The organism is Arthrobacter sp. HS15c (assembly GCF_040812005.1).
Classification (GTDB): domain Bacteria; phylum Actinomycetota; class Actinomycetes; order Actinomycetales; family Micrococcaceae; genus Arthrobacter.
This window is the reverse complement of record NZ_JBFOHM010000001.1, coordinates 131,757-152,915: the sequence shown is the minus strand read 5'-3', so window position 1 is coordinate 152,915 and position 21,159 is coordinate 131,757. Positions and strand designations below refer to the sequence as shown.

Here is a 21,159-nt window from a genome sequence, read left to right as displayed (position 1 = left end):
TATGGCTGAGCTTGAGGTTGAGATTGTCGCAGCGGACCGGTTCATCTGGTCCGGAGCGGCCACGATGGTCAAGGCCCGCACCAGCGATGGTGAGATCGGAATCCTGCCCGGCCACTCGCCCCTGCTGGCGATCCTGGCCGAAGGTGAACTGGCGATCCAGCCGGTTTCCGGTGACCGCATTGCCGTAGTTGTTGACGGCGGATTCTTCTCCGTCGACAACAACCGCGTGGTTATTGTTGCTGACAACGCCCAGCTGGGTGACGCGGCTACTGCTGGGATCCGCTAGCACGACCTTGATGGACGCACCGAGTCTTCCGTTCATCGCCATGGCAATCGCTTTTGGATTGCTGATATTTGCACTGTGTCTTTCCGGGGTGCGCCGCTTCAACCTGCGGCGCGCCCTGGGCACGGTGGACGCCTCCATTTGCGTAGCTGGAAACAGCTGGCAGATGGGGGTTTGTCGTTACCAGGACAACGACCTCGAGTGGTTCCGGCTGCTCTCCCTGAGCGTCCGTCCCAAGCATAAGTTCAAGCGGAGTTCCCTGGAACTGCTGGGCCGCCGCAAGCCGACGGAAGCAGAAGCCGTTAAGGTCCAGCCCGACGTCGTTATTGTGGAGCTGCGCTACGAGGGCCAGGACCTCAGGCTGGCTATGAAGTTCGACGCCTACACCGGACTCTCCTCGTGGCTTGAAGCCGGACCGGTCATCGGTGTGGGGACCTGGCGCTAGCCGACGTGGACTTCCTAGCTGATGTCCGGCTGACGGACGGACCGGTATTCTGGACCGCCTGCGTATTGGGGGCGGCAGCGGCCCTTTACCTGCTGTGGCGGCCCGCCACCGCCGGTCCGCGGCCATGGTGGCTGTCAGTCCTGGTGTCCGTTGCAGGGGGCATTGCTGTGATCGGCCTGGTGCACTGGGCCTTAATTGATGTCTTTTCGACCTTTCCGGAGGATCTTCCGGACGACGTTCTGCTGTGGTCAGTTCCGGCCGTCGCCGCCCTCATCCTGTTACTGCTCCGCCTGCCGCGGTCCACTGTTGGCCAGCGGAGCGCCGGAACCACGGCCTTCCTGCTGGTGCTGCTGCTCTCGGCAGTCCAGATCAACGCCTACTTTGGCCTCAACCGGACTGTCAGCGAGCTCATGGGCACTGCGCTGGCCAGAATCCAGCCGCTGGAGCCCGGACTGATGCGCCAGGCCGGCGGCCCCGCTCCGGTTTCCCTGCAAGGCTGGACCCCGCAGGGGCAGCTGCCCGGCGAAGGGGCCCTGCGGAAGGCGACCATCCCCGGTCCGGCCTCCGAACTGTCAACGCGTGAGGCATACATCTACCTGCCGCCGGCCTATTTCGCCGCAAACCGTCCCGCACTGCCGGTCCTGGTCCTTTTCTCGGGACAGCCCGGCGGCCCCTCCGACTGGCTCACTGGCGGCGCGCTGCGGACACGCATGGATGAGTTCGCGTCCAGCCATGGCGGTGTTGCACCGGTTGTTGTGGTGGCGGATCCCAACGGAACCCAGTCAGCAAACACGCTGTGCCTGGACAGCCGGATAGCGCAGGCGGATACATATCTGGCCGTGGACGTGCCGGCGTGGATCAACGCAACCCTCGATGTGGACCCCAGCCACACGCAGTGGGCGGCCGGCGGATTCTCCTTCGGAGCAACGTGCGCCCTGCAAATGGGAACCCGCCACCCGGACATCTACAGTTCGGTGCTGGCCTTCTCCAGCGAACTTGAACCGGCCCTTGCCAAGGAGCGGCAAAAAACCATCGACGCGGCGTACGCGGGCGATACGGCTGCGTTTGAACTCGAAACCCCGCTGTCCAGGATGAACCAGCAGCGGTTCGATTCCAGCGCCGTGTACTTTGCGGCAGGGGAGCGGGACCCCGAATTTGTTGGATACATGGCGACCCTCGCCGACGCAGCCAGGAAAGCGGGCTTCACTGTTGAAGCCACACAGGTCCAGCATGCCGGCCACTCGTGGGACACACCGTCCCGCGGAATGGAGGAGGGGCTGGCTTTCCTTGCTGCACGCTGGGGAATCCAGCAGTGAAGACCGGACAGGATGTGCGCACAGCCACGCTCGCCTGGGCCACCGTTGTCAGGCCGGCGTGGCGGCGTACCAAAGCGCGGCTCATCTCCATTCCCTTCACGCTGGCGGTCCTTGGGGTCTTCCTCCTGACCGGCGCCGTCACCGGAAGCTACCTTGCCGGTCCGCCTGAAAGCATGCTGGACATCGCCAGTGTCAGCGGTCCGGGGCTGAGATCAGGCATGTGGTGGTCGCTGTTTACGTCGATGTTTTTTGCCACCAACCCGCTGGCCTACCTGACCGCGTCACTGATGATCCTCGTGCTGCTGGGACTGGCGGAGCGGAAACTCGGTGCGCTGCAGACTGCCGCCTTCTTTGCCGCCGGCCAGTTCGGTGCAGTGACCCTGTTCCTCCTGATCACGCAGGTGGCCGGATACGCAGGCGACGGCTGGCTGGGCCTGATGGTGGACTACGGCCTGATCGGCCCGTATGCCGCTGTGCTGGCTGTCGGGCTCGCGGGCAGCGGCCGGCTGCCCGTCCTGTGGCAGCGAAGGCTGCGCACCGCCCTGCTGTCGGTGTCGCTGATGCTGGTCCTGTACGTGGGCCATCCGGAGACTGTCATCGGCCTGCTGGGCGCGCTGCTTGGCCTCCTGGCCGGCTGGTGGATCCAGGGTGAGCACGGCAATCTCCACCGGCACCGGTCCACGGGCCGGGAAACGCGTAACCTCCTGGCCCTGATGGTGGCTATTTTCGCGGTCGGACCCATCGTCACCGCCGTTGCCAGGACGCCGACAGGTCCGCTTGCGTTGCTGCGCGACGTGGTGCTGAATCCGTTGCCCACGCTGGGCCAGCTGGAATTCAACTGCGGTGCCACGGTGGAGGCGTCCTGCCTCGAGGCCGGCCGGCAGGGTTTCGCCGGGCCGCTGGGACTGGCAGTGGCGATTGTGCCTGTGATCCTGCTGCTCATCTGTGCCGACGGCATGCGCCGCGGACGGCAGGCCGCCCTGCGCATCACGCTGGCAATCCAGCTGGCTGTCACGGCACTGGCCGCGGTCTACTTGGCGCTGTTCGCGCTGATCCCGCACTATCCGTCGCGGCCGCACACCGCGGCGATGGGGTCCGGATTCGCGCACATCCTGCCCTTGGTGGCGGTTCCGCTGCTGCTGACCGCCCTGTTGTGGTTCAACCGGAGGCAGTTCAGGGTGGAGACCGTGCCCGCCGCGCGCCGGACACTGTTCCTCGTCCTGGGCGGTGCCTGGGTGCTGCTGGCCGGCGCCTACAGCCTGGCGTGGCTTGGCGCGGGCGGACTGACGCGCGACGGCGGTCCGCTGGGACTGCTGGCGGAACTGTCCCGGCAGTACCTGCCCATCCCGATCCCCAACCTCTACCGCAGGGTTTTCGCCGACCGCAATAGCATCGAATCCTTCATCTTCGCCTACTCCGGCCCTGTATTTTGGGTCATCGCACTGGCGGGCGTCTGGTTTGTCCTCCTGGGACGCCACCACCACAGCGACGCGGGCACGGCTGACAGGACTGCTGTGCGACGCCTGCTGCATGAGGGCGGAGATTCCCTGTCCTGGATGGCGCTGTGGGAACCGAACATGTACTGGTTCAGTCCTGACCTCCGGGGAGCCGTGGCGTACCAGCAGCACGGCAGCGTGGCACTCACCCTGGCAGGCCCCTTCGGGGCGTCGGTGTCGCGTGGGGGAGTGGCCGAGGGGTTCCTGGCCCACTGCAGCCGGCACGCCCTGATTCCGGCATTCTATTCCTGCGATTCCAGCCTCTGGCCGCTCCTGCAGGACCGGGGCTTCCACCGTGTGGCGGTCGCCCAGGAAACGCGGCTGGCGGTGCGGGAACTGGAGTTCCGCGGCAAGGAATGGCAGAACGTGCGGACGGCGCTCAACCGAGCAGCCAAAATGGGAGTCACTGCTGTCTGGGGAACCTATCACGGCCTGCCGCAAGCATTGCGTGGCCAGCTCAGCGAAGTGTCGGAGGAGTGGGCGGCCGGAAAATCCGTCCCCGAAATGGGCTTCACCCTCGGCGGGCTGGATGAGCTGATGGACGACGGGGTGCTGTGCTGCCTCGCCGTCGACGGGGAGGGCACGGTGCACGGTGTGACCAGCTGGCTTCCCGTATACGACGGCGGGAAGCTGGTCAGCCGCACACTGGACGTCATGCGCCGGGGTGCCGGAGGTTTCCCCGGGGTCATGGAATTCCTGATCGCCTCCGCGGTGCTGGAACTGAGGAAGTCGGTGGAGGTTATCTCGCTGTCCGGATCGCCGCTGGCACGGCACCCGGAGGACGAACAGGAGGACGGCGTTGACGACGGACAGGAAGGACCGGTTCCGGCGGAAAACCTGGTGCGCATCCTGGACGTTGTGGGCCACGCTCTGGAGCCCGTCTACGGCTTCCGCTCACTGGCCGCCTTCAAATCACGGTTCAAGCCGGAGTACCGCACCCTGTACCTCTACTACCAGGACCCCCTGCAACTGCCCGCCATCGGCCGGGCGCTCACCCGGGCCTACCTCCCGGGGCTGTCCCTGCGGCAGGGTGCCCGGCTTCTGCGGGAACTGGTGAACTGACAAGCCGCCATTCCGGCAGCGAAAACGTTAGTGACAGATAATTCCTGAATGAATGCGCTAAGGGCTGTTCCTGCTAATTCGCATTTCCGGCACAACAAAAAATGATCCCCGGCAATAATGCCGGGGATCATTAATTCGCAGGGGCCGCACAGGTGCGGCCGGCTGGCGAGGGACTAGACCAGCGTGACGCCGGTAGCCTGGGGACCCTTGGCGCCCTGACCGATTTCGAACTGAACGCGCTGGTTCTCGTCGAGGGTCTTGAAGCCACCGGTCTGGATCTCGGAGTAGTGAACGAAGACATCGCCATCGGAGTCATCCGGGGTGATGAAGCCGAAGCCCTTTTCAGCGTTGAACCACTTGACGGTTCCCTGTGCCATTTATTTCTCCTCATAATGGAACTTTTAAGTCCAGCACACCTCGTGCTGGCCTTGGTCACTCCGCGAGAAGAATCCTGGATTGCCCGTTCCTGGGAACCGGCCCTGCAGGAGCTTCGCGCTCGCAACATGTCTTGCGAGCATGAAAAACACCTACACAAAGACTCATATAAGAATTTCATGCGCCTACCCTCAGGTCAACGGTCCAGACAGCCAATCCGATAAATTTTGGGTAAAAGAAGCGTTAACGCCCTTGCCGGCACCGCGGCGCGGCAAATTCCCGTCGTGGAGGGCCTAGAAAAGCCGGGATTCGCTGTCGTCCACACCGCGCATGGCGTCGTAGTCCAGGGTGACGCAGTCGATGCCGCGGTCATTGGCCAGGACCTTGGCCTGCGGCTTGATCTGCTGCGCGGCGAAGATGCCCCGGACCGGGGCCAGCAGGGGGTCCCGGTTCAGGAGTTCGAGGTACCGGGTGAGCTGCTCCACGCCGTCGATGTCGCCGCGGCGCTTCAGCTCGATGGCAACCGTGGCGCCGCTGGCGTCGCGGGCCAGGATGTCCACCGGGCCGATGGCGGTGAAATACTCCCGCCGGATCAGCGAAAAGCCCGAGCCGAGGGTTTCGATCTGGTCGGCGAGCAGGCGCTGGAGGTCCGCCTCGACGCCGTCCTTGATCAGGCCCGGGTCCACGCCGAGGTCGTGGGAGGACTCGTGGAGGTGCTCGTGGATGTTGATGATGAGCCGGTCATCGGTCTTGGCGGACTGGACAGTCCACTGTTCTGTGACCCCGAGTTCGAGGTCGACATCGTCCGGGGAGGATACCCGGAGAGTGGCCGGCGGGCTCATCCAGTTCAGCGGCTTGTAGGAGCCGCCGTCGGAGTGGACCAGCACAGACCCGTCAGCCTTGACCAGCAGGAGCCTGGTGGCAAGGGGGAGATGGGCTTTGAGCCGGCCAACATAATCAACGGAGCATCGGGCTATCACAAGTCGCACGCCGTACACACTACCGGGGCTGGGGCAGAATGGAGGCATGCCGCGTTCCAACCGCCCCCGCCGCCCTGCTTCCGGAAAACCGGGCACAGCTGCAGGCAGGAAGGGAAACGGCGACGTCCCTGAGCTCGACCTGGAGCGGGCCCGGGCGGGCATTGCCCGCCGCGAAACCGCGCCCGACGGTGACTGGATGGTCCGGACCATGACGGCGAAAACGCGGAAAAGACGTACATCTGCCCCGGCTGCTCTACGGCCGTCCTGCCCGGCATTGCGCACCTCGTGGTGTGGAAGGACGACCACCTGTTCGGGGCGGCCGCCGGCCTGGCAGAACGCCGGCACTGGCACACGAACTGCTGGATGTCGCGCAGCTACCGCTACCGCTGAGGGGCCTTGCGGCGGCAGGCCGGCAGCGGACAAATCCCGGCCGCGCAAAGTCGCTAAGCTGGCAGGCATGACTTTTGATCCGGCGTCGTACGAATTCACCCAGCCTGATGGACCCGCAGCGATCCGTGCCTCCACCGTCCTCCCCGCGAGGCGGGAGAACGTGGAACTGCGCACCGCGGACGGCCACACCCTGGTGGGCGAGCTGGCGCTCCCCGAATCGGGAAAGATCACGGCGACCCTGATCACCCTGCACCCGCTGCCCACGCACGGCGGATTCATGGATTCGCACGTGTACCGGAAGGCGTCCTACCGGCTTCCGGCGCTGGCGGGCGTGGCCGTGCTGCGGTTCAATACCCGCGGGACCTCCTCTCCCCGGGGGACCAGCGACGGGGCCTTCGAGGAGGGAATCGGCGAGCGGTACGACGTGGAGGCCGCGGTCCGCTTCGCCGTCGAGCGCCAATTGCCCAACCGCTGGCTGGTGGGCTGGTCCTTCGGCACCGAGCTCGCGCTCATGTACGGTGCCGTGGAGCCGGTGGCTTCGAGCGTGGAAGGTGCCGTGCTGCTGTCCCCGCCGCTGCACCGGGCCACGGATGCCCACCTCGGCGTATGGGCGGAGAGCGGCAAACCGCTGGCGGTGCTGGTTCCCGAACACGACGATTATCTGCGGCCAGAGGCTGCCGCGGACCGGTTCCGGATTGTTCCGCAGGCACGTGTCGTAGGGGTCGACGGCGCCAAGCACCTTTGGGTGGGCGAGAAGTACGCCGCACGGGTGCTCAACGAAATCGTGGATGAGGTAACGGAGGCAGGTTCAGGTCCGGAGGGACTGCCCCAGGAATGGGACGGCCCGCTGGCCACTGCGGCCGCCTGAGGCTGTTGCCTAGTGCTTGTCCTGGCGGACGATATAGATCTCCTTGAGCAGCAGCAGGATGGCGGCGGCCGTGGGAATGGCAATCAGTGCGCCCAGGATGCCGAGCAGGCTGCCACCGGCAATCACGGAAATAACGGCCACCGCCCCGGGAACAGCCACGGCCTTCTGCATGATGCGCGGCGAGATGAAGTACGCCTCGAACTGCAGGTAGGCGAAGTAGCAGATCGCGTAGATGGCGGCCGTCTGCCAGCCCTCCGTCAGCGACACGAGAAGCACCACGATTGCAGCGATCATCCCGCCCACCAGCGGGATGAATGCCAGCAGCGCCACCACAAACGCGAGCAGGACGGCAAAGGGGATGCCCAGGATGGACATCACCACAAACGCGAAGGTGGCGTTCAGCAGTGCGACGCACGCCTGGCCGATGACGTAGTTGCCCACGGACCGGGTGATTTCCTCGGACAGGGCCTCCACCCGGGGACGGCGCGACCGGGGCGCCAGCCGGTAGCCCCATTTCTTCATCGCCGGCAGGGCCGCGAGGAAGTACAGGCTGAGAACCAGGACAATCAGCGTGCCGAACAGCCCGTTGGCCACGGTGGAGCCGAAGCCCACCACTCCGCCGAAGATGCCGCTCATGGCCTCGGGGTTGTTGACGAACTTATTCAGTTCATCCTCAATGCGGTCGCGGACGCCGAACTGGTCATCCACGCTGCGGAAGAAGTCCGAATCGATAAAGTCACGCACCCACACCGGTGCCTGCTCAACGATCTGAGTCACCTGCTCAACGATCGTGGGGATCAGGGTGGCGAAGAATCCCACCACGGCGGTGACCAGTACGCTCACCGAAACGAGGATGCCCGCCGGGCGGGGAATCTTCCGTCCCTCCAGCCAGCCCACCACGGGGTCCAGGCCAAGGGCGATGAACAGCGCCGCAACGATCCAGAGCAGAAGCTGCGTGGTGTTGGAACCGATCCAGTAGACCAGCAGCGCCAGGCCTACGCCGACCGTGCCCATAAAGCCCAGGTAGAGGGGGTGCTGCGGCGAGATCCGCGGCCCGGGCTGGCCAAACTGGGGCGGCGTCAGCGTGGAATCGGCGTCGGGCGCCTCGTCCTGCTGGGAGTACTCGGGCGGCATTTCAAAACGGAGCCGCGGCTGGGCGCCGGGCAGCGGCTGGCGGAGCCGGCGTATCACGGACCCCAGCGCAGCTGCGGCCCCCGAACGCCGGGCCGGAACGGGCTCCAAAGCTCCGCTCTGCTGGGCGGGTATGGCCGGTGGAGTTTCATGTCCCGCGGGGGATTCGTCCGTCTTGTCAGTCACTGCTTCTTGGGGCCTGTTCCGTGCGTGGCGCCGCGGCTGCGGGCCGGTGTGATGATCATCGCAAACACTATCAGCAGCCTTGTCAACAGCCGGGAGGGCTGCCCGCGACGGGGAGCCGGAACCGCCGGCGGAAGGCCCCCGACTGAGCTATTGGTAACAAAACGGTTACTATTGAAAGTAAACCCCCGCTGATGATAGGTGATTCTTTGCGTTTCAAGACTGCAGTCGCACTCGTGCTGCTCGGCCTCCTGACCCTTCTGGCCGGTATCGGCCAGAAGACCATCTGGGCTCCCTCCGAGACCTTTACGGCTTCGGTACCCACAGATGCCGCCGAGGCGCCGCTGACCGTCATTGACCAGAACCTTCGCACGCTCCACGGCGGCACGGTAAAGATCAACATCAAGGGTGAGGGCAACTTCATCCTTGCTGCCGGCCGTCCGGACGACGTGGACGCGTGGGTGGGCCAGACTGCCCACAACACCGTCACGGGGGTCTCCGAAGACAACAAGTCCCTCCAGGTGGAACATGCCGACGGTGAAGCGACGGCCCCCAGCCCTGCGGGTTCTGACCTTTGGGTGTCCACCGAGAACGCCAGCGGCGAGCTGGACTACTCCTGGACCCCGCCAGCGGACGGTGAATGGTCGCTGCTGCTGGCCTCCGACGGCACCAAGGCTGCTCCGGGCGAGGTGTCCATGACGTTCCCGAATGACACGGCCACGCCCTGGGCCATCCCGCTGATGGTCATCGGCGGCCTGCTGATTCTTGCCGGCATTGCGCTGGCGGTCCTTTCAGCCCGCACCCGGAACGGCGACGGCACCGGAGAGGGCAGCCTCTTCGCCAAGCGCGCCCGCGCCCGTGCGGAGAGCCGTTCCTCCACCCGCCTGGGCATGGTGAGCGCCGGCATGGTTACCGCCGCCGTCACGGCAGCCGTCGTGGCCGGTACCGGCGTTGCCGCCAACGCAACCACTACCCCCGCTCCGACGACGGAACCCAGCGCGTCCGCCTCCGAAGGCGCCGCTCCGTCCTCTCCCGTCCTCCTGGACGCGCAGTTCCGCCGGATCCTGGAGCAGGTCTCCAGCGCCGCCGACGCCGGCGATGCGGCCAAGGACGCCGCCAAGCTGACCGAGCGTCTGGCAGGAACCGAACTTGAAGTGCGGACCCAGAACTACAAGATCCGCTCCCAGGTCGGTGCCTACGAGGCCCGGATGCCCGTCCGCTCCACCAAGCTGCTCACCACCGTGGTCACCAGCCAGCGGGAGTGGCCGCGCCACGTTCTGGCCGTCACCCAGGGCGACGGCAACGTCGTGCCCCAGCTCCTGACCCTGGTACAGCTGACACCACGTGATAACTACAAACTCGTGGAGACCACCCCGCTGCAGCCGGGCACTACCTTCCCGTCCATCGAAAGGGGCGGAACGGAAACCCTGGCCGCCAACGACAAGACGGGCCTGCTCTACAGCGGCGAGGAGGCCCTCGCCGGCCTGGCGGACCGCCTCACCTCCGCGGACTCGAGCTTCAAGGACAAGCTGGTGGAGGGGGAGTCCTCGCCGTACATCGCCGACACACTCTCCTACCAGGCTGAAGTGGTCAAGTCCGGCGAGAACGGCAACTTCTCGTTCACGCACAAGGTTGTTCCGGAAAGCACCGTGGTGTTCCGCACGGCGGACGGCGGTGCGCTGGTCCTGGGCCGCCTGAACTTCGGGTTCGACGGTACGCCCAAGGCGTCCGGCGACAAGCTCACCATCGGTGACGACGCAGCTGCGCTCGCCGGCGGCAAGGAAACCACCACCGGCATGGTGCTGAACTTTGCCGAGTCGATGGCCGTCTACATCCCGCCGGCCGGCTCAACGGACCCCATCAAGCTCGTCGCCGCAACCCGCGGACTGGTCGGAGCAAGCTTCAAGTAGGCAGGCGGCCGGGCTACCGGCCCGCCTGTGCATTACCCCCGGCAGCGGCCGGAGTGGCTAGAGTGGAAAGCATGAGTTCGCCAGCTTCCCGCCCAGTCCCTCCAGCCGCTGCCAGCCTGCTTAACCTGCGAGGCGCCGTCGACCTGTCAGCCCTGAAACAGCGCCAGGCGCCGGCCCCCGTTCCCGGCAACGCGCCCGGAAGTGCGCCCAACGCGCCCGCCAGCCCCCCGGTTCCCGGCGAGGGGGCCCCTGCCGGAACCGCCGACGCCGGCCACGCTCCGCTGCGGGTCAACGTCACGGAAGGCAACTTCCAGGAACTGGTGGAGCTCTCCGCCCAGGTGCCGGTGGTCTTCGCCTTGTGGGCCGCCTATTCACCGGAATCCGCCGGAATGCTGGACACACTCGAACGCGTGGTCAACAGCTACGGCGGACGCCTGGTGCTGGGCGCCGCGGACATCGACGCCTTCCCGCAGCTCGCGCAGGCCTTCCAGGTGCAGGCAGTTCCCACCGCCGTTGCCGTGGTCAAGGGCCAGCCGGTCCCGCTCTTCCAGGGCGGGGCGGACGAGGCACAGGTGCGGGCCCTGCTCGATGAACTGCTGAAGGTCGCGGCAGCCAACGGCGTCACCGGAAGCCTCGGCGGCGGGGCACCCGCTGACACCGAACCGGCGCCGCTGCCGCCGCTGCACCAGGCGGCCTTCGACGCCATCGAGGAAGGCGATTACCAGGCCGCGGCAGCCGCCTACCGCCAGGCCTTGCTGGAGATGCCCGCCGATGCCGAAGCCAAGGCCGGCCTGGCCCAGGTGGAGCTGATGGCCAGGCTCCAGCCGCTGTCCGCCCAGGAGACCGAGGCACTGCGGACCCGGGCTGCCGATGAGCCGGACAACCTTGAGGCGCAGCTCGCCGTTGCGGACCTGGACGTCGCCGGCGGCCACGTGGAAGACGGCCTTAACCGCGTGGTCACCTTTATCGGCAGGAACTTCGGCCCGGAGCGGGAAACAGCCCGTGTCCGCCTGCTGGAACTTTTCGACGTGGTGGGCACCTCCGACGGCCGCGTCGCGAAGGCCCGGCAGAACCTGGCACGGGTGCTGTTTTAGTGCCGGCACTGTTCCGGCCGCTGAAGCTGCGCTCCCTGGAGCTGACGCACCGCGGCTGGGTATCACCCATGTGCCAGTACAGCTGCGGACCCGACGGCGCCCCGGGTGTGCCGAACGACTGGCACTTGATGCATCTGGGCTCGTTCGCCGCCGGCGGCGCCGCACTCATCCTCACCGAAGCCGCGGCAGTCAACGCCGAGGGGCGTATCAGCCCGCGGGATGCCGGGATGTACAACGACGAACAGGCTGAGGCCTGGCAACGGATCACGTCCTTTGTGCACCGCCATGGTGCCGCGGCGCCGAAGATCGGCGCCCAGCTGGCCCACGCAGGGCGGAAGGCATCCGCGTACTGGCCGTTTTCGGGCCGGCACGGCAGTGTGCCGCAGTCCGACGGCGGCTGGGCCACGGTGGGCCCGTCGCCGTCGGCCTTCGACGGCTTCGCCGAGCCCGCCGCGATGACCGGGGAACAGATCCAGGACGTGATCAGTGACTTCGCCGCTGCGGCCGTGCGGGCCGTCGAGGCCGGCTTTGACACGCTCGAGCTGCACGGCGCCCACGGTTACCTGCTGCACCAGTTCCAAAGCCCGCTGACCAACACCCGGACCGACGCCTGGGGCGGGGATGAGGCAGGACGGAACCGGCTGATGCTCGCCGTGATTGACGCCGTCCGTGACGTGATGCCCGAGTCCATGCCGCTGTTGCTGAGGATCTCCGCCACTGACTGGGCCGAGGGCGGGATCGACATCGAGGCCTCCGTACGCCTGGCCGCGCAGGCCCACGAACACGGTGTGGACCTCATTGACGTCTCCAGCGGGGGAGCGGTGGCGCACCAGCAGATCCAGCCCGGCCCCGGCTACCAGACCGGCTTCTCGGCACGGATCCGGCGCGAAGCCCGCATACCCACCGGAACGGTGGGCCTCCTGACCTCCCCCGGGCAGGCAGAGCACGCCGTTGCCACCGGCCAGGCCGACGGAGTGTTCATCGCCCGCGCGGCGCTGCGCGATCCGCACTGGTGGCTGCGCGCGGCGTTCGAACTGGGCCATGACCTGGCCTGGGCGCCGCAGTACGAACGTGCCGTGCCGCGGCATTCGTTCTAGGCCGTCCGTACTCCTTTGTCCCTACTCCTGCGGGAGGACCCCTCCGGCAGGGCCGTGGGTCTACTCTGGCCTTATGACTGCTCCGCATCCTGATCCGGTGGCGCACGCCGGCCCGGTTCCTGCCCTGTCCATCCGCGGGCTTGCCAAGCGTTTCGGCGGAAAAATCGCCGTGGACGGCATCAGCCTCGACGTCCCGGCAGGCTCATTTTTTGGCATTGTCGGTCCCAACGGCGCCGGCAAAACCACCACCCTGTCGATGGCCACCGGACTGTTGAGGCCTGACTTCGGCACGGCAGTGGTCCATGGCGTGGACGTCTGGGCCCGGCCGCTGGAGGCCAAGAAACTGATGGGCATCCTCCCCGACGGTGTCCGCCTCTTTGACCGGCTCACCGGCGAGCAGCTGGTCACCTACGCCGGGCTGCTGCGGGGCATGGACAGGGACGTGGTGGCCGCCCGGGTGGGTGAGCTGCTGTCGGCCCTGGACCTCAGCCAGGACGCAGGGACGCTGGTGGTGGACTATTCGGCAGGCATGACCAAAAAAATCGCCCTCGCGTCCGCCCTGATCCATGCGCCGCGGCTGCTGGTGCTGGACGAGCCCTTCGAATCCGTGGATCCCGTCTCGGCGTCGAACATCCGGGCCATCCTGGACAGCTATGTAGCCTCCGGCGGCACGGTCATCGTCTCCAGCCACGTGATGGACCTGGTCCAGCGCATGTGCGACCACGTCGCCGTCGTTGCGGCAGGCCGGCTGCTCGCTGCCGGCACCGTGGATGAGGTCCGGGCCGGGGCCTCGCTTGAGGAGAGGTTTGTCCAGTTGGTGGGCGGACGCAACCACACGGAAGGCCTGGAATGGTTGCGCACCTTCTGAGGCTGAAGCTGACCCTGCTCCGCAACGGACTCCGGCGCAGTCCCTGGCAGCTGGTGGGCATGGCCTTCGGCGGGCTGTACGCGCTCGGCGTCGTGGGGGCACTGGTCGTGGGCCTGGTCCTCTTGCGCCGCGCTGACCCTGAACTGGCGCAGACGGCAGTAGTGCTCGGCGGTTCGGCGGCCCTCCTGGGCTGGGGCATCGTCCCCGTGGCCGCATCCGCTGTGGACATGACCCTGGACCCTGCGCGTTTCACCACCTCCGCCATTCCCATGCGGCAGCTCCTGGCCGGGCTGGCCCTTGGCGGGCTGATTGGCATTCCCGGCATCGCCACGGCGCTCGTGGCACTCGCCACCGTGTGGACCTGGGCCCGCGGTCCCCTTCCGGCCGTTGCCGCCCTGGTGGGTGCCGCCGTCGGCGTCCTGAGCTGCATCGTGCTCTCCCGGGTGGTGACCACGGCAACCGCCAGCCTCGCGGCGTCGCGCCGGTTCAAAGATGCCAGCGCCATCGTCTTTATGGTTCCGCTGGTCCTGATGGGTCCGATCGTCGCCGGTGTGGGCCGGGGTGTTTCCGCCTCTACGGGCTTCCTGCCGGAGCTGGCGGGCACATTGTCCTGGACGCCCCTGGGGGCCGCGTGGTCCCTCGGCGGCGATGCCGCCGCCGGACGGCCGGCCGAGGCCGCGGTCAAACTCCTCATCGCCCTGGCCACCCTCGCCGGCCTTGGGTGGTGCTGGAAGCTGCTCCTGGAGCGGGCCCTGGTTAATCCGCCCTACGCCGGAAGCGGGAGCCGCAAGGGCGGAAAACTGGGGCTGCTTGGCCTGCTGCCGGCCACACCCGCCGGTGCCGTGACGGCGCGGGCACTGATCTACTGGCTCCGCGATCCACGGTATGCAGGTTCCCTGGTGGTGGTCCCGCTGCTGCCCATCCTGCTGGTGTTCCAGGGCAGCCAAAGCGGAGACTACGGGACCCTGGCCTTCGCTGCGCCGCTGGCGGCGTTCCTGCTGGCCTGGTCGATCTCGGCGGATGTCTCCTACGACAACACAGCTTTTGCCCTGCACCTGGCAACCGGGGTGAAGGGCACCGACGACCGCCTGGGACGGGCTCTCGCCTGCCTCGCCTTCGCCCTGCCGGTGGTATTGATCTTCGCCGTGGGCCAGTGCTTCTTCACGGGCAGCTGGGACGCCCTGCCGGGCCAGCTGGGCCTCAGCCTGGGAATCCTGTTCACCGGCCTGGGACTGTCGTCCGTGGTGTCGGCGCGCTACACCGTTGCCGTGCCGCTGCCGGGCGACAGCCCGTTCAAGAAACCCCCGGGCAACGTTGGCCAGACACTCGCGGTGCAGTTCGCCGGCATGGGGATCCTGAGCCTGCTGGTCCTGCCCGAGGTGGGACTGTTCATCGCGCAGCTTGTCACGGGAAACCCTGTATTCGGGTGGACCAACCTGGCTGTGGGCCTGATGCTGGGACTCGCGCTGTTTGGCGCCGGAGTCAGGCTGGGCGGCAAATGGCTTGACGCCCGCGGGCCGGAACTGCTGGCCCAGCTGACTGTTAACCGCTAGATCCGCAGTACGCCAGAAAGGTGGCCGGTAGTGGAAGTTGTCATCCTCCCAGGCAACAGGCAGATCGGAGCGCTCGCGGCCGATGCGGTCGAAGCGCTGCTCCGCCGCAAACCCCATGCGGTGCTGGGGCTGGCCACCGGATCCTCACCGCTTCCCGTCTACGACGAGCTCGCCGCACGGCATGAGCGCGGGCTGGACTTCAGCGCTGCGCACGCTTTTGCGCTTGACGAATACGTGGGGCTGGAGCCCGGGCACCCGGAATCCTACCGTGAGGTCATCAGGCGCGAGTTCACCAACAGGGTCAACATCCTCCCGGAGAACGTGCACACCCCTGACGGCGCCGCTGAGGACATCCCGGCAGCATGCAAGGCCTACGAGGACCAGATGCGGTCCCTCGGCGGAGTGGACCTGCAGCTCCTGGGCGTCGGCACGGACGGCCACATTGGCTTCAACGAACCCGGCTCGTCCTTCGCGTCCCGGACCCGGATCAAGAGCCTCATCGAGCAGACCCGCCGGGACAACGCGAGGTTCTTCCACAGCCTGGCGGAGGTGCCGCACCACGTGGTCACCCAGGGGCTGGGCACCATCCTTGAAGCACGGCACGTCATCCTGATCGCCACCGGGGCCCAGAAAGCCCAGACCGTCCGCGACTTTGTGGAGGGGCCTGTCTCTGCCATCTGCGCGGCCTCGGTCCTGCAGTTCCACCCGCACGCCACCGTCCTCCTGGATGAGGCGGCGGCGTCGTCGCTGAAACTGGCCGACTTCTACCGGCACACCTACGACAACAAACCAGACTGGCAGGGGCTGTAGGCGAAGGGGCTGTGAGAAGCGAAACGGTCCACCCGCCGTCGGACGCCACTGTCCGGGAAAGGCTAAGATGGATGCCATGACTAGCATGACGGACCCTCTCGAAAACGACCCGATGCGCGAGCTTTCCGGGGCTGGAACGTCCACGGCCACCATTGAGCGCGAAGAGCTGCGCCAGGAAGTGGAGCCCGGTGACCGGGAGCGCTTCTCGCACTACGTGCGCAAAGAAAAGATCATGGAATCCGCGCTGACGGGTGATCCCGTCATTGCCCTCTGCGGCAAGGTGTGGACGCCGGGCCGGGATCCGCAGAAGTTCCCGGTATGCCCCATGTGCAAAGAGGTTTATGACGGCCTCCGCCCGGGCAACGACGGCGGCAAGGGTCCCGGAGGGGACTCGGGCAACAACAAGTAGTGACGGAGACGCTCTTTGGCGGCCCCACCCTGCCTCCGGCTTACCCGGAACGTGCAGCCTGGGGAACCGCCCCGAAACTCCGTGCCTGGCAACAGGAAGCCCTTGACCTTTACTTCACCACCGGTCCCCGGGATTTCCTGGCAGTAGCAACCCCCGGTGCCGGTAAGACCACCTTCGCCCTGCGCGTCGCGTCGATGCTCATCGAGGCCGGGGCCGTCAACCGGGTCACGATCGTGGCGCCCACCGACCACCTGAAACGGCAGTGGGCAGACGCGGCCGCCAAGGTTGGCATCGCCATCGACCCCAACTTCAAGAACTCCGACGGCCAGCACGGCCGCGGTTTTGTTGGCGTGGCCGTCACGTACGCCCAGGTTGCCAGCAAGCCCATGCTGCACCGGGCCAAGACGGAGGCCGCCCGCACCCTGGTGATCCTTGACGAGATCCACCACGGCGGCGAGGCCCTGTCCTGGGGCGACGGCCTGCGCGAGGCGTTTGATCCCGCGGCCCGTCGGCTGTCGCTGACGGGTACGCCGTTCCGTTCGGACACGTCGCCCATCCCGTTTGTGGAGTACGCCCAGGACAAGGACGGCATCCGGCGTTCCAAGGCGGATTACACGTATGGCTACGGCAACGCCCTGCGGGACCATGTGGTGCGTCCTGTGATGTTCATGGCGTACTCCGGCCAGATGCGCTGGCGCACCAGTGCCGGCGAGGAAATGGCGGCCTCGCTCGGCGAGGCCGCAGTCACGAAGGACATCACGTCCCACGCGTGGCGGACGGCGCTGAACCCTGCCGGTGAATGGATTCCGGCCGTCCTTGCCGGCGCGGACAAGCGCCTCAGCGAGGTGCGCCGCACGGTTCCGGACGCCGGCGGGCTGGTCATCGCCACCGACCACGAGGATGCCAGGGCCTATGCCGGGCAGCTGAAGCGGATCACCGGCGAGTCGCCCACCGTCATTCTGTCCGACGACGCGAAGGCTTCCAGCAAGATCGAGGAATTCACCGCGAGCGAGAAGCGCTGGATGGTTGCCGTCCGGATGGTGTCCGAAGGCGTTGACGTGCCCCGGCTGTCCGTAGGCGTGTATGCGACGTCCACCTCCACGCCGCTGTTCTTCGCCCAGGCGGTGGGCCGCTTCGTGCGTGCCCGGAAGCGGGGCGAGACCGCCTCGGTGTTCCTGCCGTCCGTGCCGCAGCTGATGGCGCTGGCCAACTCGATGGAGGCCGAGCGCGACCACGCCCTGGACCGCCCCGAGAAGGAGGACGCCGACGGCCTGTTCAATCCCGAGGATTCCCTGATGGCCGAGGCCAACCGGGAGGACAAGGCGTCGGACAGCCTGACGAAGGGCAAGTTCGAGGCCCTCGATTCGCAGGCCTCCTTCGACCGGGTCCTGTTCGACGGCGGCGAGTTCGGCACCGGGGGAGAGGTTGGCTCGGAGGACGAGCTGGACTTCCTGGGCATCCCCGGGCTCCTTGATGCGGAGCAGGTGGGCACCCTGCTCCGGCAGCGCCAGCACGACCAGCTCAACCGGAAGAACCGGCGCGCGCCGGCGGCTGAACAGGCCCCTGCGGGTCCGGCCATCCCGGATCACCGGATGCTGATGGACCTCCGCAACGAACTGGCCAAAAACGTGGCGGCCTGGTCTGCGCGGACCGGAACCCCGCATGGTGTGGTGCACACCAAGCTGCGGACGGTCTGCGGCGGCCCGCCGGTGGCCCAGGCGAACGAGGAGCAGCTGCAGTCCAGGCTGCGGAAGCTCCAGGACTGGTTTATCGGCCGGAAATAGCGGCGGCCAGGAAACGGCAGTGACGAAAAATGGCAGTGGCCCGGTGCTCAGCACCGGGCCACTGGTGTCTTGCGCCCTGCAATCAGGCGACGTCGACGCCGCCGAGCTCCATTTCGGCCACCGCATCGTCAAGGTCATCCGCGATGCCGGCGGTGAGGGAGCGGATCACGGTGACGGAATAGCCGGCCTGGACAGCATCGAGTGATGTTGCCATCACGCAGTAGTCCGTGGCGATTCCCACCACCACAACGTCCTCCACGTCATGGCTCTGCAGCCAGTCATCAAGGCCGATGGCGTCGTCGGCCGCGGCGTACGCTTCGGGGTCACCGGCCGGGAGGGTCCCGGGCTGGCGGTCTCCGGTGGGAACGGCGTCCTCGGGAGCCAGGAGGCCTTCGAACCCCGAGTACGCGGCCGCGAACTGGCCCTTCTGGAAGTAGGCCTGGATGTATTCGGTGTCCAGGTCAGGATGCAGTTCGGCGCCTTTGCTGCCCGCGACGCAGTGCGGCGGCCAGCTGTCCTTGTGGTCGGGCTCTTCGGAGAAATGGGCGCCGGGATCAATGTGCCAGTCCTGGGTGGCAACGATGTGGTCGAACTCGAGGTGGTGGGCATCAACGTATTCGCTGATGGCCGCTGCCACGTCCGCGCCGCCGGCCACGGCGAGCGTACCGCCTTCGCAGAAATCGTTCTGGACGTCGACGATGATCAGGGCGCGTGACATCAGTTCTCCTCGTAGATCGTGGGGATCGCGGCTTCGCCGCGTTGGAGCCGGTTGACCACCGGCGGGAGTTCGGCCATGGAGTCAGCGTGCCGCTGGCGGGCGCGGACCACGCCTTCGTGCCCGGTCCAGCCGGGAAGGAGTTCGCCGTTCTTGATGAACTGCTGCAGCAGCGGCCGGTCGTTGCCGTCGTCCTCGGGACGGTGGCCGATTCCCACAATCTCCTGCGTGGCGACGCCGCGTTCGTTCAGTTTCCGCAGTGCGTACTTCCGCCCGCCCATGCTGGTCTTGTTCTTGGCGGCCTTCGCAACGGAGACGAAGTTGCCGTCGTCATCGGTCCGGCTGACGAGCTTGTAGACCATGCTCGCGGTAGGTGCACCTGAGCCGGTGACCAAGGAGGTGCCTACGCCGTACGAATCCACGGGGGCGGACTGCAGCGCGGCAATGGCGAATTCGTCCAGGTCCGAGGTGACCACAATCTTGGTGTCCTCGTTGCCGAGTTCGTCGAGCAGTTGCCTGACCCACTGGGCCTGGGCGACGAGGTCGCCGGAATCAAGCCGCACCGCACCCAGCCGGGGCCCTGCCAGCTCGACGGCGGCACGGACGGCCGCTTCGACGTCGTACGTGTCCACCAGCAGCGACGTGCCCGGGCCCAGCGCGGCGATCTGCGCCTCGAAGGCTTCCCGCTCGGTGTCATGCAGGAGTGTGAAGGAATGCGCCGCCGTGCCTACTGTCTTGATGCCGTAGCGGATGCCGGCCTCCAGGTTCGAGGTGCTGTCGAACCCGGCGATGACGGCGGCGCGGGCGGCGGCGGCTGCCGATTCCTCATGCGTGCGCCGCGAGCCCATCTCGATGCACGGCCGGTTCCCGGCTGCCGTGATCATCCGCGATGCTGCGGACGCGATGGCGCTGTCGTGGTTCAGGACCGAGAGGAGGTAGGTCTCCAGCATGCAGGCTTCGGCGAACGTGGACTCGACGATCAGGATGGGGGAGTTGGGGAAGTAGGCCTCACCCTCCGCGTAGCCCCAGATGTCTCCGGAGAAACGGTAGTTCGCCAGGTAATCGAGGGTGTCCTGGTTGACCACGCCGGTCCGGCCCAGGAAATCCAGCTCCGCCTCGCCGAAACGGAAGTCGGCGATGCCTTCCAGCAGCCTGCCCGTGCCCGCCACAATCCCGTACCTCCGGCCGTCCGGCAGCCGCCGTGCGAAGGCCTCAAAGACCGACCGGCGGTGCGCGGCGCCCGAATGGAGCGACGCCTGCAGCATGGTCAGTTCGTAGTGGTCTGTGTAAAAGGACGTGCGGGGATGGTCCCAGCCGGCAGAGGTACTCACGAAATTCACTCTAGTCCCCACCGGCTCCCTCGTCTCGCTTCGCTTCGCGGCGGGGGCCCATCCTCCCCATAGAATGGACAGATGACCTTAAGCGTTGCGCTCGGCCCTGATACACAGGAGGGCACCCGGACCGGGACAGAGGCGTCCACCGACTCCCTGACCGCCCCGGACATCCCCTGGAACCTGGTGATCTGGAACGATCCCGTCAACCTCATGAGCTACGTCAGCTATGTTTTCCAGAGCTACTTCGGCTACTCCGAGTCCAAGGCGAACAAGCTCATGATGGAGGTTCACAAAAAGGGCCGGTCCATCGTCGCGCACGGCAGCAAGGAACAGGTTGAACGCCATGCCGTGGCCATGCACGGATTCGGTCTGTGGGCCACCGTGGAGAAGGCAACCGGCGGGCCGGGCGGCAACTCCGGCAAACAGGGCGGATCAGGGCAGGGCAAGGGTAAGCGTGGCTAAGGCATTCAAATACGGGCTCAAGGGCATCACCGGATTCCTGGAACCAGCCGAACGGGAACTGCTCCGCAGCCTGATCGATGACGTCATCTCCATGCTCCAGCCGGAGGAACGTGCCAACCAGGATCCGCTGGCCGCGATGATCGGGCTGGACATGGACGTCCAGGAACCCACGGACCGTGCGGTCAGGAGGCTCCTGCCCAACGTCATGAAAAACGACGACGGCGCATCCCTGGAGTTCCGCCAGCTCACCGAGCGCTCGCTGCGGGAAACCAAGATCGGTGCCCTCCGGGCCGCCGCCCTGGACCTGGACAAGGACGACATCGTCCTGACGGCCGAAGGCGCCAGGCACTGGTCGATGGCGCTGAACGATGTGCGCCTGGTGCTGGCCGAGCGGCTTGATATCCGGGACGAGGAGGACGCCGAGCACGTCCACCTGATGCAGGACTGGTCGCAGGCGGAGGACGTGGAAAGCTACCTTGCCCTGGTGTACAACTTCGCCACGTGGCTGCAGGAATCCCTGGTCCAGGCGATGCTCCAGTCCCTGGACACCCGGGCCTGACCCCAGACCCGCCGGCAGCCCTGCGGAACTGCGCG

General features: G+C 66.7%; 20 protein-coding genes and 1 pseudogene. 16 read left to right on the top strand and 5 right to left on the bottom strand.

All coding sequences use genetic code 11. From position 1 onward, the window contains the following. Window position 1 precedes the first annotated feature (1 nt). Genes ABV518_RS00725 through ABV518_RS00710 form a run of 4 tightly spaced genes read left to right on the top strand, consistent with a single transcriptional unit; the run spans window position 2 to window position 4,602 of the window. A complete protein-coding gene (locus ABV518_RS00725; RefSeq protein WP_131131695.1) occupies window positions 2-286 on the top strand; it encodes a F0F1 ATP synthase subunit epsilon in 285 nt (94 codons plus the stop codon). Window positions 287-296: 10 nt separating this feature from the next. Continuing rightward, the gene (locus ABV518_RS00720) at window positions 297-728 is read left to right on the top strand and encodes a DUF2550 domain-containing protein (RefSeq protein WP_131131696.1); all 432 of its coding nucleotides are present in this window, start codon (window positions 297-299) and stop codon (window positions 726-728) included. A 5-nt stretch (window positions 729-733) separates the two neighbouring features. After that, window positions 734-2,044: an alpha/beta hydrolase gene (locus tag ABV518_RS00715; RefSeq protein WP_367764942.1), complete on the top strand. Its 1,311-nt coding sequence runs from the start codon at window positions 734-736 to the stop codon at window positions 2,042-2,044. Then, a complete protein-coding gene (locus tag ABV518_RS00710; RefSeq protein ID WP_367764940.1) occupies window positions 2,041-4,602 on the top strand; it encodes a bifunctional lysylphosphatidylglycerol flippase/synthetase MprF in 2,562 nt (853 codons plus the stop codon). The genes ABV518_RS00715 and ABV518_RS00710 overlap by 4 nt, the downstream gene beginning before the upstream one ends. 173 nt (window positions 4,603-4,775) lie before the next feature. Here the strand turns inward: ABV518_RS00710 and ABV518_RS00705 are convergent, their stop codons facing one another. After that, on the bottom strand, window positions 4,776-4,979 hold the full coding sequence (locus ABV518_RS00705) for a cold-shock protein (RefSeq protein ID WP_011692441.1): 204 nt from the start codon (window positions 4,977-4,979) through the stop codon (window positions 4,776-4,778). A 291-nt stretch (window positions 4,980-5,270) separates the two neighbouring features. After that, entirely contained in the window at window positions 5,271-5,966 is a 696-nt protein-coding gene (gene nucS / locus ABV518_RS00700; protein WP_131131699.1) for an endonuclease NucS, read from the bottom strand. Between the two features lie 37 nt (window positions 5,967-6,003). Between nucS and ABV518_RS00695 the strand changes: the two are divergent. Together ABV518_RS00695 and ABV518_RS00690 are read left to right on the top strand one after the other, a co-directional pair. Further along, a pseudogene (locus tag ABV518_RS00695) lies at window positions 6,004-6,347 on the top strand (ATP/GTP-binding protein). 67 nt (window positions 6,348-6,414) lie between these two features. Then, the gene (locus ABV518_RS00690; RefSeq protein ID WP_367764937.1) at window positions 6,415-7,215 is read left to right on the top strand and encodes an alpha/beta hydrolase; all 801 of its coding nucleotides are present in this window, start codon (window positions 6,415-6,417) and stop codon (window positions 7,213-7,215) included. A gap of 9 nt (window positions 7,216-7,224) precedes the next feature. Here the strand turns inward: ABV518_RS00690 and ABV518_RS00685 are convergent, their stop codons facing one another. Next, a complete protein-coding gene (locus ABV518_RS00685; RefSeq protein ID WP_367765314.1) occupies window positions 7,225-8,457 on the bottom strand; it encodes an AI-2E family transporter in 1,233 nt (410 codons plus the stop codon). A gap of 266 nt (window positions 8,458-8,723) precedes the next feature. Here ABV518_RS00685 and ABV518_RS00680 point away from each other — a divergent pair, with 266 nt between their 5' ends. The 8 genes from ABV518_RS00680 to ABV518_RS00645 all read left to right on the top strand — a co-directional run bounded on the left by ABV518_RS00680 (window position 8,724) and on the right by ABV518_RS00645 (window position 18,054). After that, window positions 8,724-10,439 carry a hypothetical protein gene (locus ABV518_RS00680; RefSeq protein ID WP_367764935.1) on the top strand — a complete coding sequence of 572 codons (1,716 nt, stop codon included), beginning with the start codon at window positions 8,724-8,726 and terminating at the stop codon, window positions 10,437-10,439. A gap of 71 nt (window positions 10,440-10,510) precedes the next feature. Beyond that, a complete protein-coding gene (locus tag ABV518_RS00675; RefSeq protein ID WP_367764933.1) occupies window positions 10,511-11,533 on the top strand; it encodes a co-chaperone YbbN in 1,023 nt (340 codons plus the stop codon). Continuing rightward, the gene (locus ABV518_RS00670; RefSeq protein ID WP_367764932.1) at window positions 11,533-12,630 is read left to right on the top strand and encodes an NADH:flavin oxidoreductase/NADH oxidase; all 1,098 of its coding nucleotides are present in this window, start codon (window positions 11,533-11,535) and stop codon (window positions 12,628-12,630) included. The genes ABV518_RS00675 and ABV518_RS00670 overlap by 1 nt, the downstream gene beginning before the upstream one ends. A gap of 73 nt (window positions 12,631-12,703) precedes the next feature. Next, window positions 12,704-13,498 (top strand): ABC transporter ATP-binding protein, encoded by a 795-nt coding sequence (locus tag ABV518_RS00665; RefSeq protein ID WP_367764931.1) that lies wholly within the window; start codon window positions 12,704-12,706, stop codon window positions 13,496-13,498. After that, window positions 13,480-15,051, top strand: coding sequence for a transporter (locus tag ABV518_RS00660; RefSeq protein WP_367764930.1), 1,572 nt, complete (start codon window positions 13,480-13,482; stop codon window positions 15,049-15,051). Before ABV518_RS00665 ends, ABV518_RS00660 begins: the two co-directional genes overlap by 19 nt. Window positions 15,052-15,081: 30 nt before the next feature. Continuing rightward, complete coding sequence (gene nagB / locus ABV518_RS00655) at window positions 15,082-15,861, top strand: glucosamine-6-phosphate deaminase (RefSeq protein ID WP_367764928.1); 780 nt, start codon at window positions 15,082-15,084, stop codon at window positions 15,859-15,861. Window positions 15,862-15,928: 67 nt separating this feature from the next. After that, the gene (locus ABV518_RS00650) at window positions 15,929-16,270 is read left to right on the top strand and encodes a DUF3039 domain-containing protein (protein ID WP_056349372.1); all 342 of its coding nucleotides are present in this window, start codon (window positions 15,929-15,931) and stop codon (window positions 16,268-16,270) included. After that, on the top strand, window positions 16,270-18,054 hold the full coding sequence (locus tag ABV518_RS00645; RefSeq protein ID WP_367764926.1) for a DEAD/DEAH box helicase: 1,785 nt from the start codon (window positions 16,270-16,272) through the stop codon (window positions 18,052-18,054). Before ABV518_RS00650 ends, ABV518_RS00645 begins: the two co-directional genes overlap by 1 nt. Window positions 18,055-18,136: 82 nt before the next feature. On the opposite strand, the gene ABV518_RS00640 is transcribed toward ABV518_RS00645, so the two are convergent. Together ABV518_RS00640 and ABV518_RS00635 are read right to left on the bottom strand one after the other, a co-directional pair. Then, window positions 18,137-18,772, bottom strand: coding sequence for an isochorismatase family protein (locus tag ABV518_RS00640; protein ID WP_367764924.1), 636 nt, complete (start codon window positions 18,770-18,772; stop codon window positions 18,137-18,139). Continuing rightward, window positions 18,772-20,100: a nicotinate phosphoribosyltransferase gene (locus ABV518_RS00635; protein ID WP_367764923.1), complete on the bottom strand. Its 1,329-nt coding sequence runs from the start codon at window positions 20,098-20,100 to the stop codon at window positions 18,772-18,774. Before ABV518_RS00635 ends, ABV518_RS00640 begins: the two co-directional genes overlap by 1 nt. Before the next feature lie 81 nt (window positions 20,101-20,181). Here ABV518_RS00635 and clpS point away from each other — a divergent pair, with 81 nt between their 5' ends. Together clpS and ABV518_RS00625 are read left to right on the top strand one after the other, a co-directional pair. Next, on the top strand, window positions 20,182-20,565 hold the full coding sequence (gene clpS, locus ABV518_RS00630; protein WP_367764921.1) for an ATP-dependent Clp protease adapter ClpS: 384 nt from the start codon (window positions 20,182-20,184) through the stop codon (window positions 20,563-20,565). Continuing rightward, window positions 20,558-21,124, top strand: coding sequence for a DUF2017 domain-containing protein (locus ABV518_RS00625; RefSeq protein WP_131131713.1), 567 nt, complete (start codon window positions 20,558-20,560; stop codon window positions 21,122-21,124). Before clpS ends, ABV518_RS00625 begins: the two co-directional genes overlap by 8 nt. Window positions 21,125-21,159: the final 35 nt, after the last annotated feature.

Coding starts and splice junctions, on each gene's coding strand:
- ABV518_RS00705 (WP_011692441.1), bottom strand. CDS start 4,979: ATGGCACAGGGAACCGTCAAGTGGTTCAACGCTGAAAAGGGCTTCGGC.
- ABV518_RS00680 (WP_367764935.1), top strand. CDS start 8,724: ATGATAGGTGATTCTTTGCGTTTCAAGACTGCAGTCGCACTCGTGCTG.
- ABV518_RS00675 (WP_367764933.1), top strand. CDS start 10,511: ATGAGTTCGCCAGCTTCCCGCCCAGTCCCTCCAGCCGCTGCCAGCCTG.
- ABV518_RS00690 (WP_367764937.1), top strand. CDS start 6,415: ATGACTTTTGATCCGGCGTCGTACGAATTCACCCAGCCTGATGGACCC.
- clpS (WP_367764921.1), top strand. CDS start 20,182: ATGACCTTAAGCGTTGCGCTCGGCCCTGATACACAGGAGGGCACCCGG.
- ABV518_RS00640 (WP_367764924.1), bottom strand. CDS start 18,772: ATGTCACGCGCCCTGATCATCGTCGACGTCCAGAACGATTTCTGCGAA.
- ABV518_RS00720 (WP_131131696.1), top strand. CDS start 297: ATGGACGCACCGAGTCTTCCGTTCATCGCCATGGCAATCGCTTTTGGA.
- ABV518_RS00660 (WP_367764930.1), top strand. CDS start 13,480: ATGGTTGCGCACCTTCTGAGGCTGAAGCTGACCCTGCTCCGCAACGGA.
- ABV518_RS00665 (WP_367764931.1), top strand. CDS start 12,704: ATGACTGCTCCGCATCCTGATCCGGTGGCGCACGCCGGCCCGGTTCCT.
- ABV518_RS00725 (WP_131131695.1), top strand. CDS start 2: ATGGCTGAGCTTGAGGTTGAGATTGTCGCAGCGGACCGGTTCATCTGG.
- ABV518_RS00650 (WP_056349372.1), top strand. CDS start 15,929: ATGGATGCCATGACTAGCATGACGGACCCTCTCGAAAACGACCCGATG.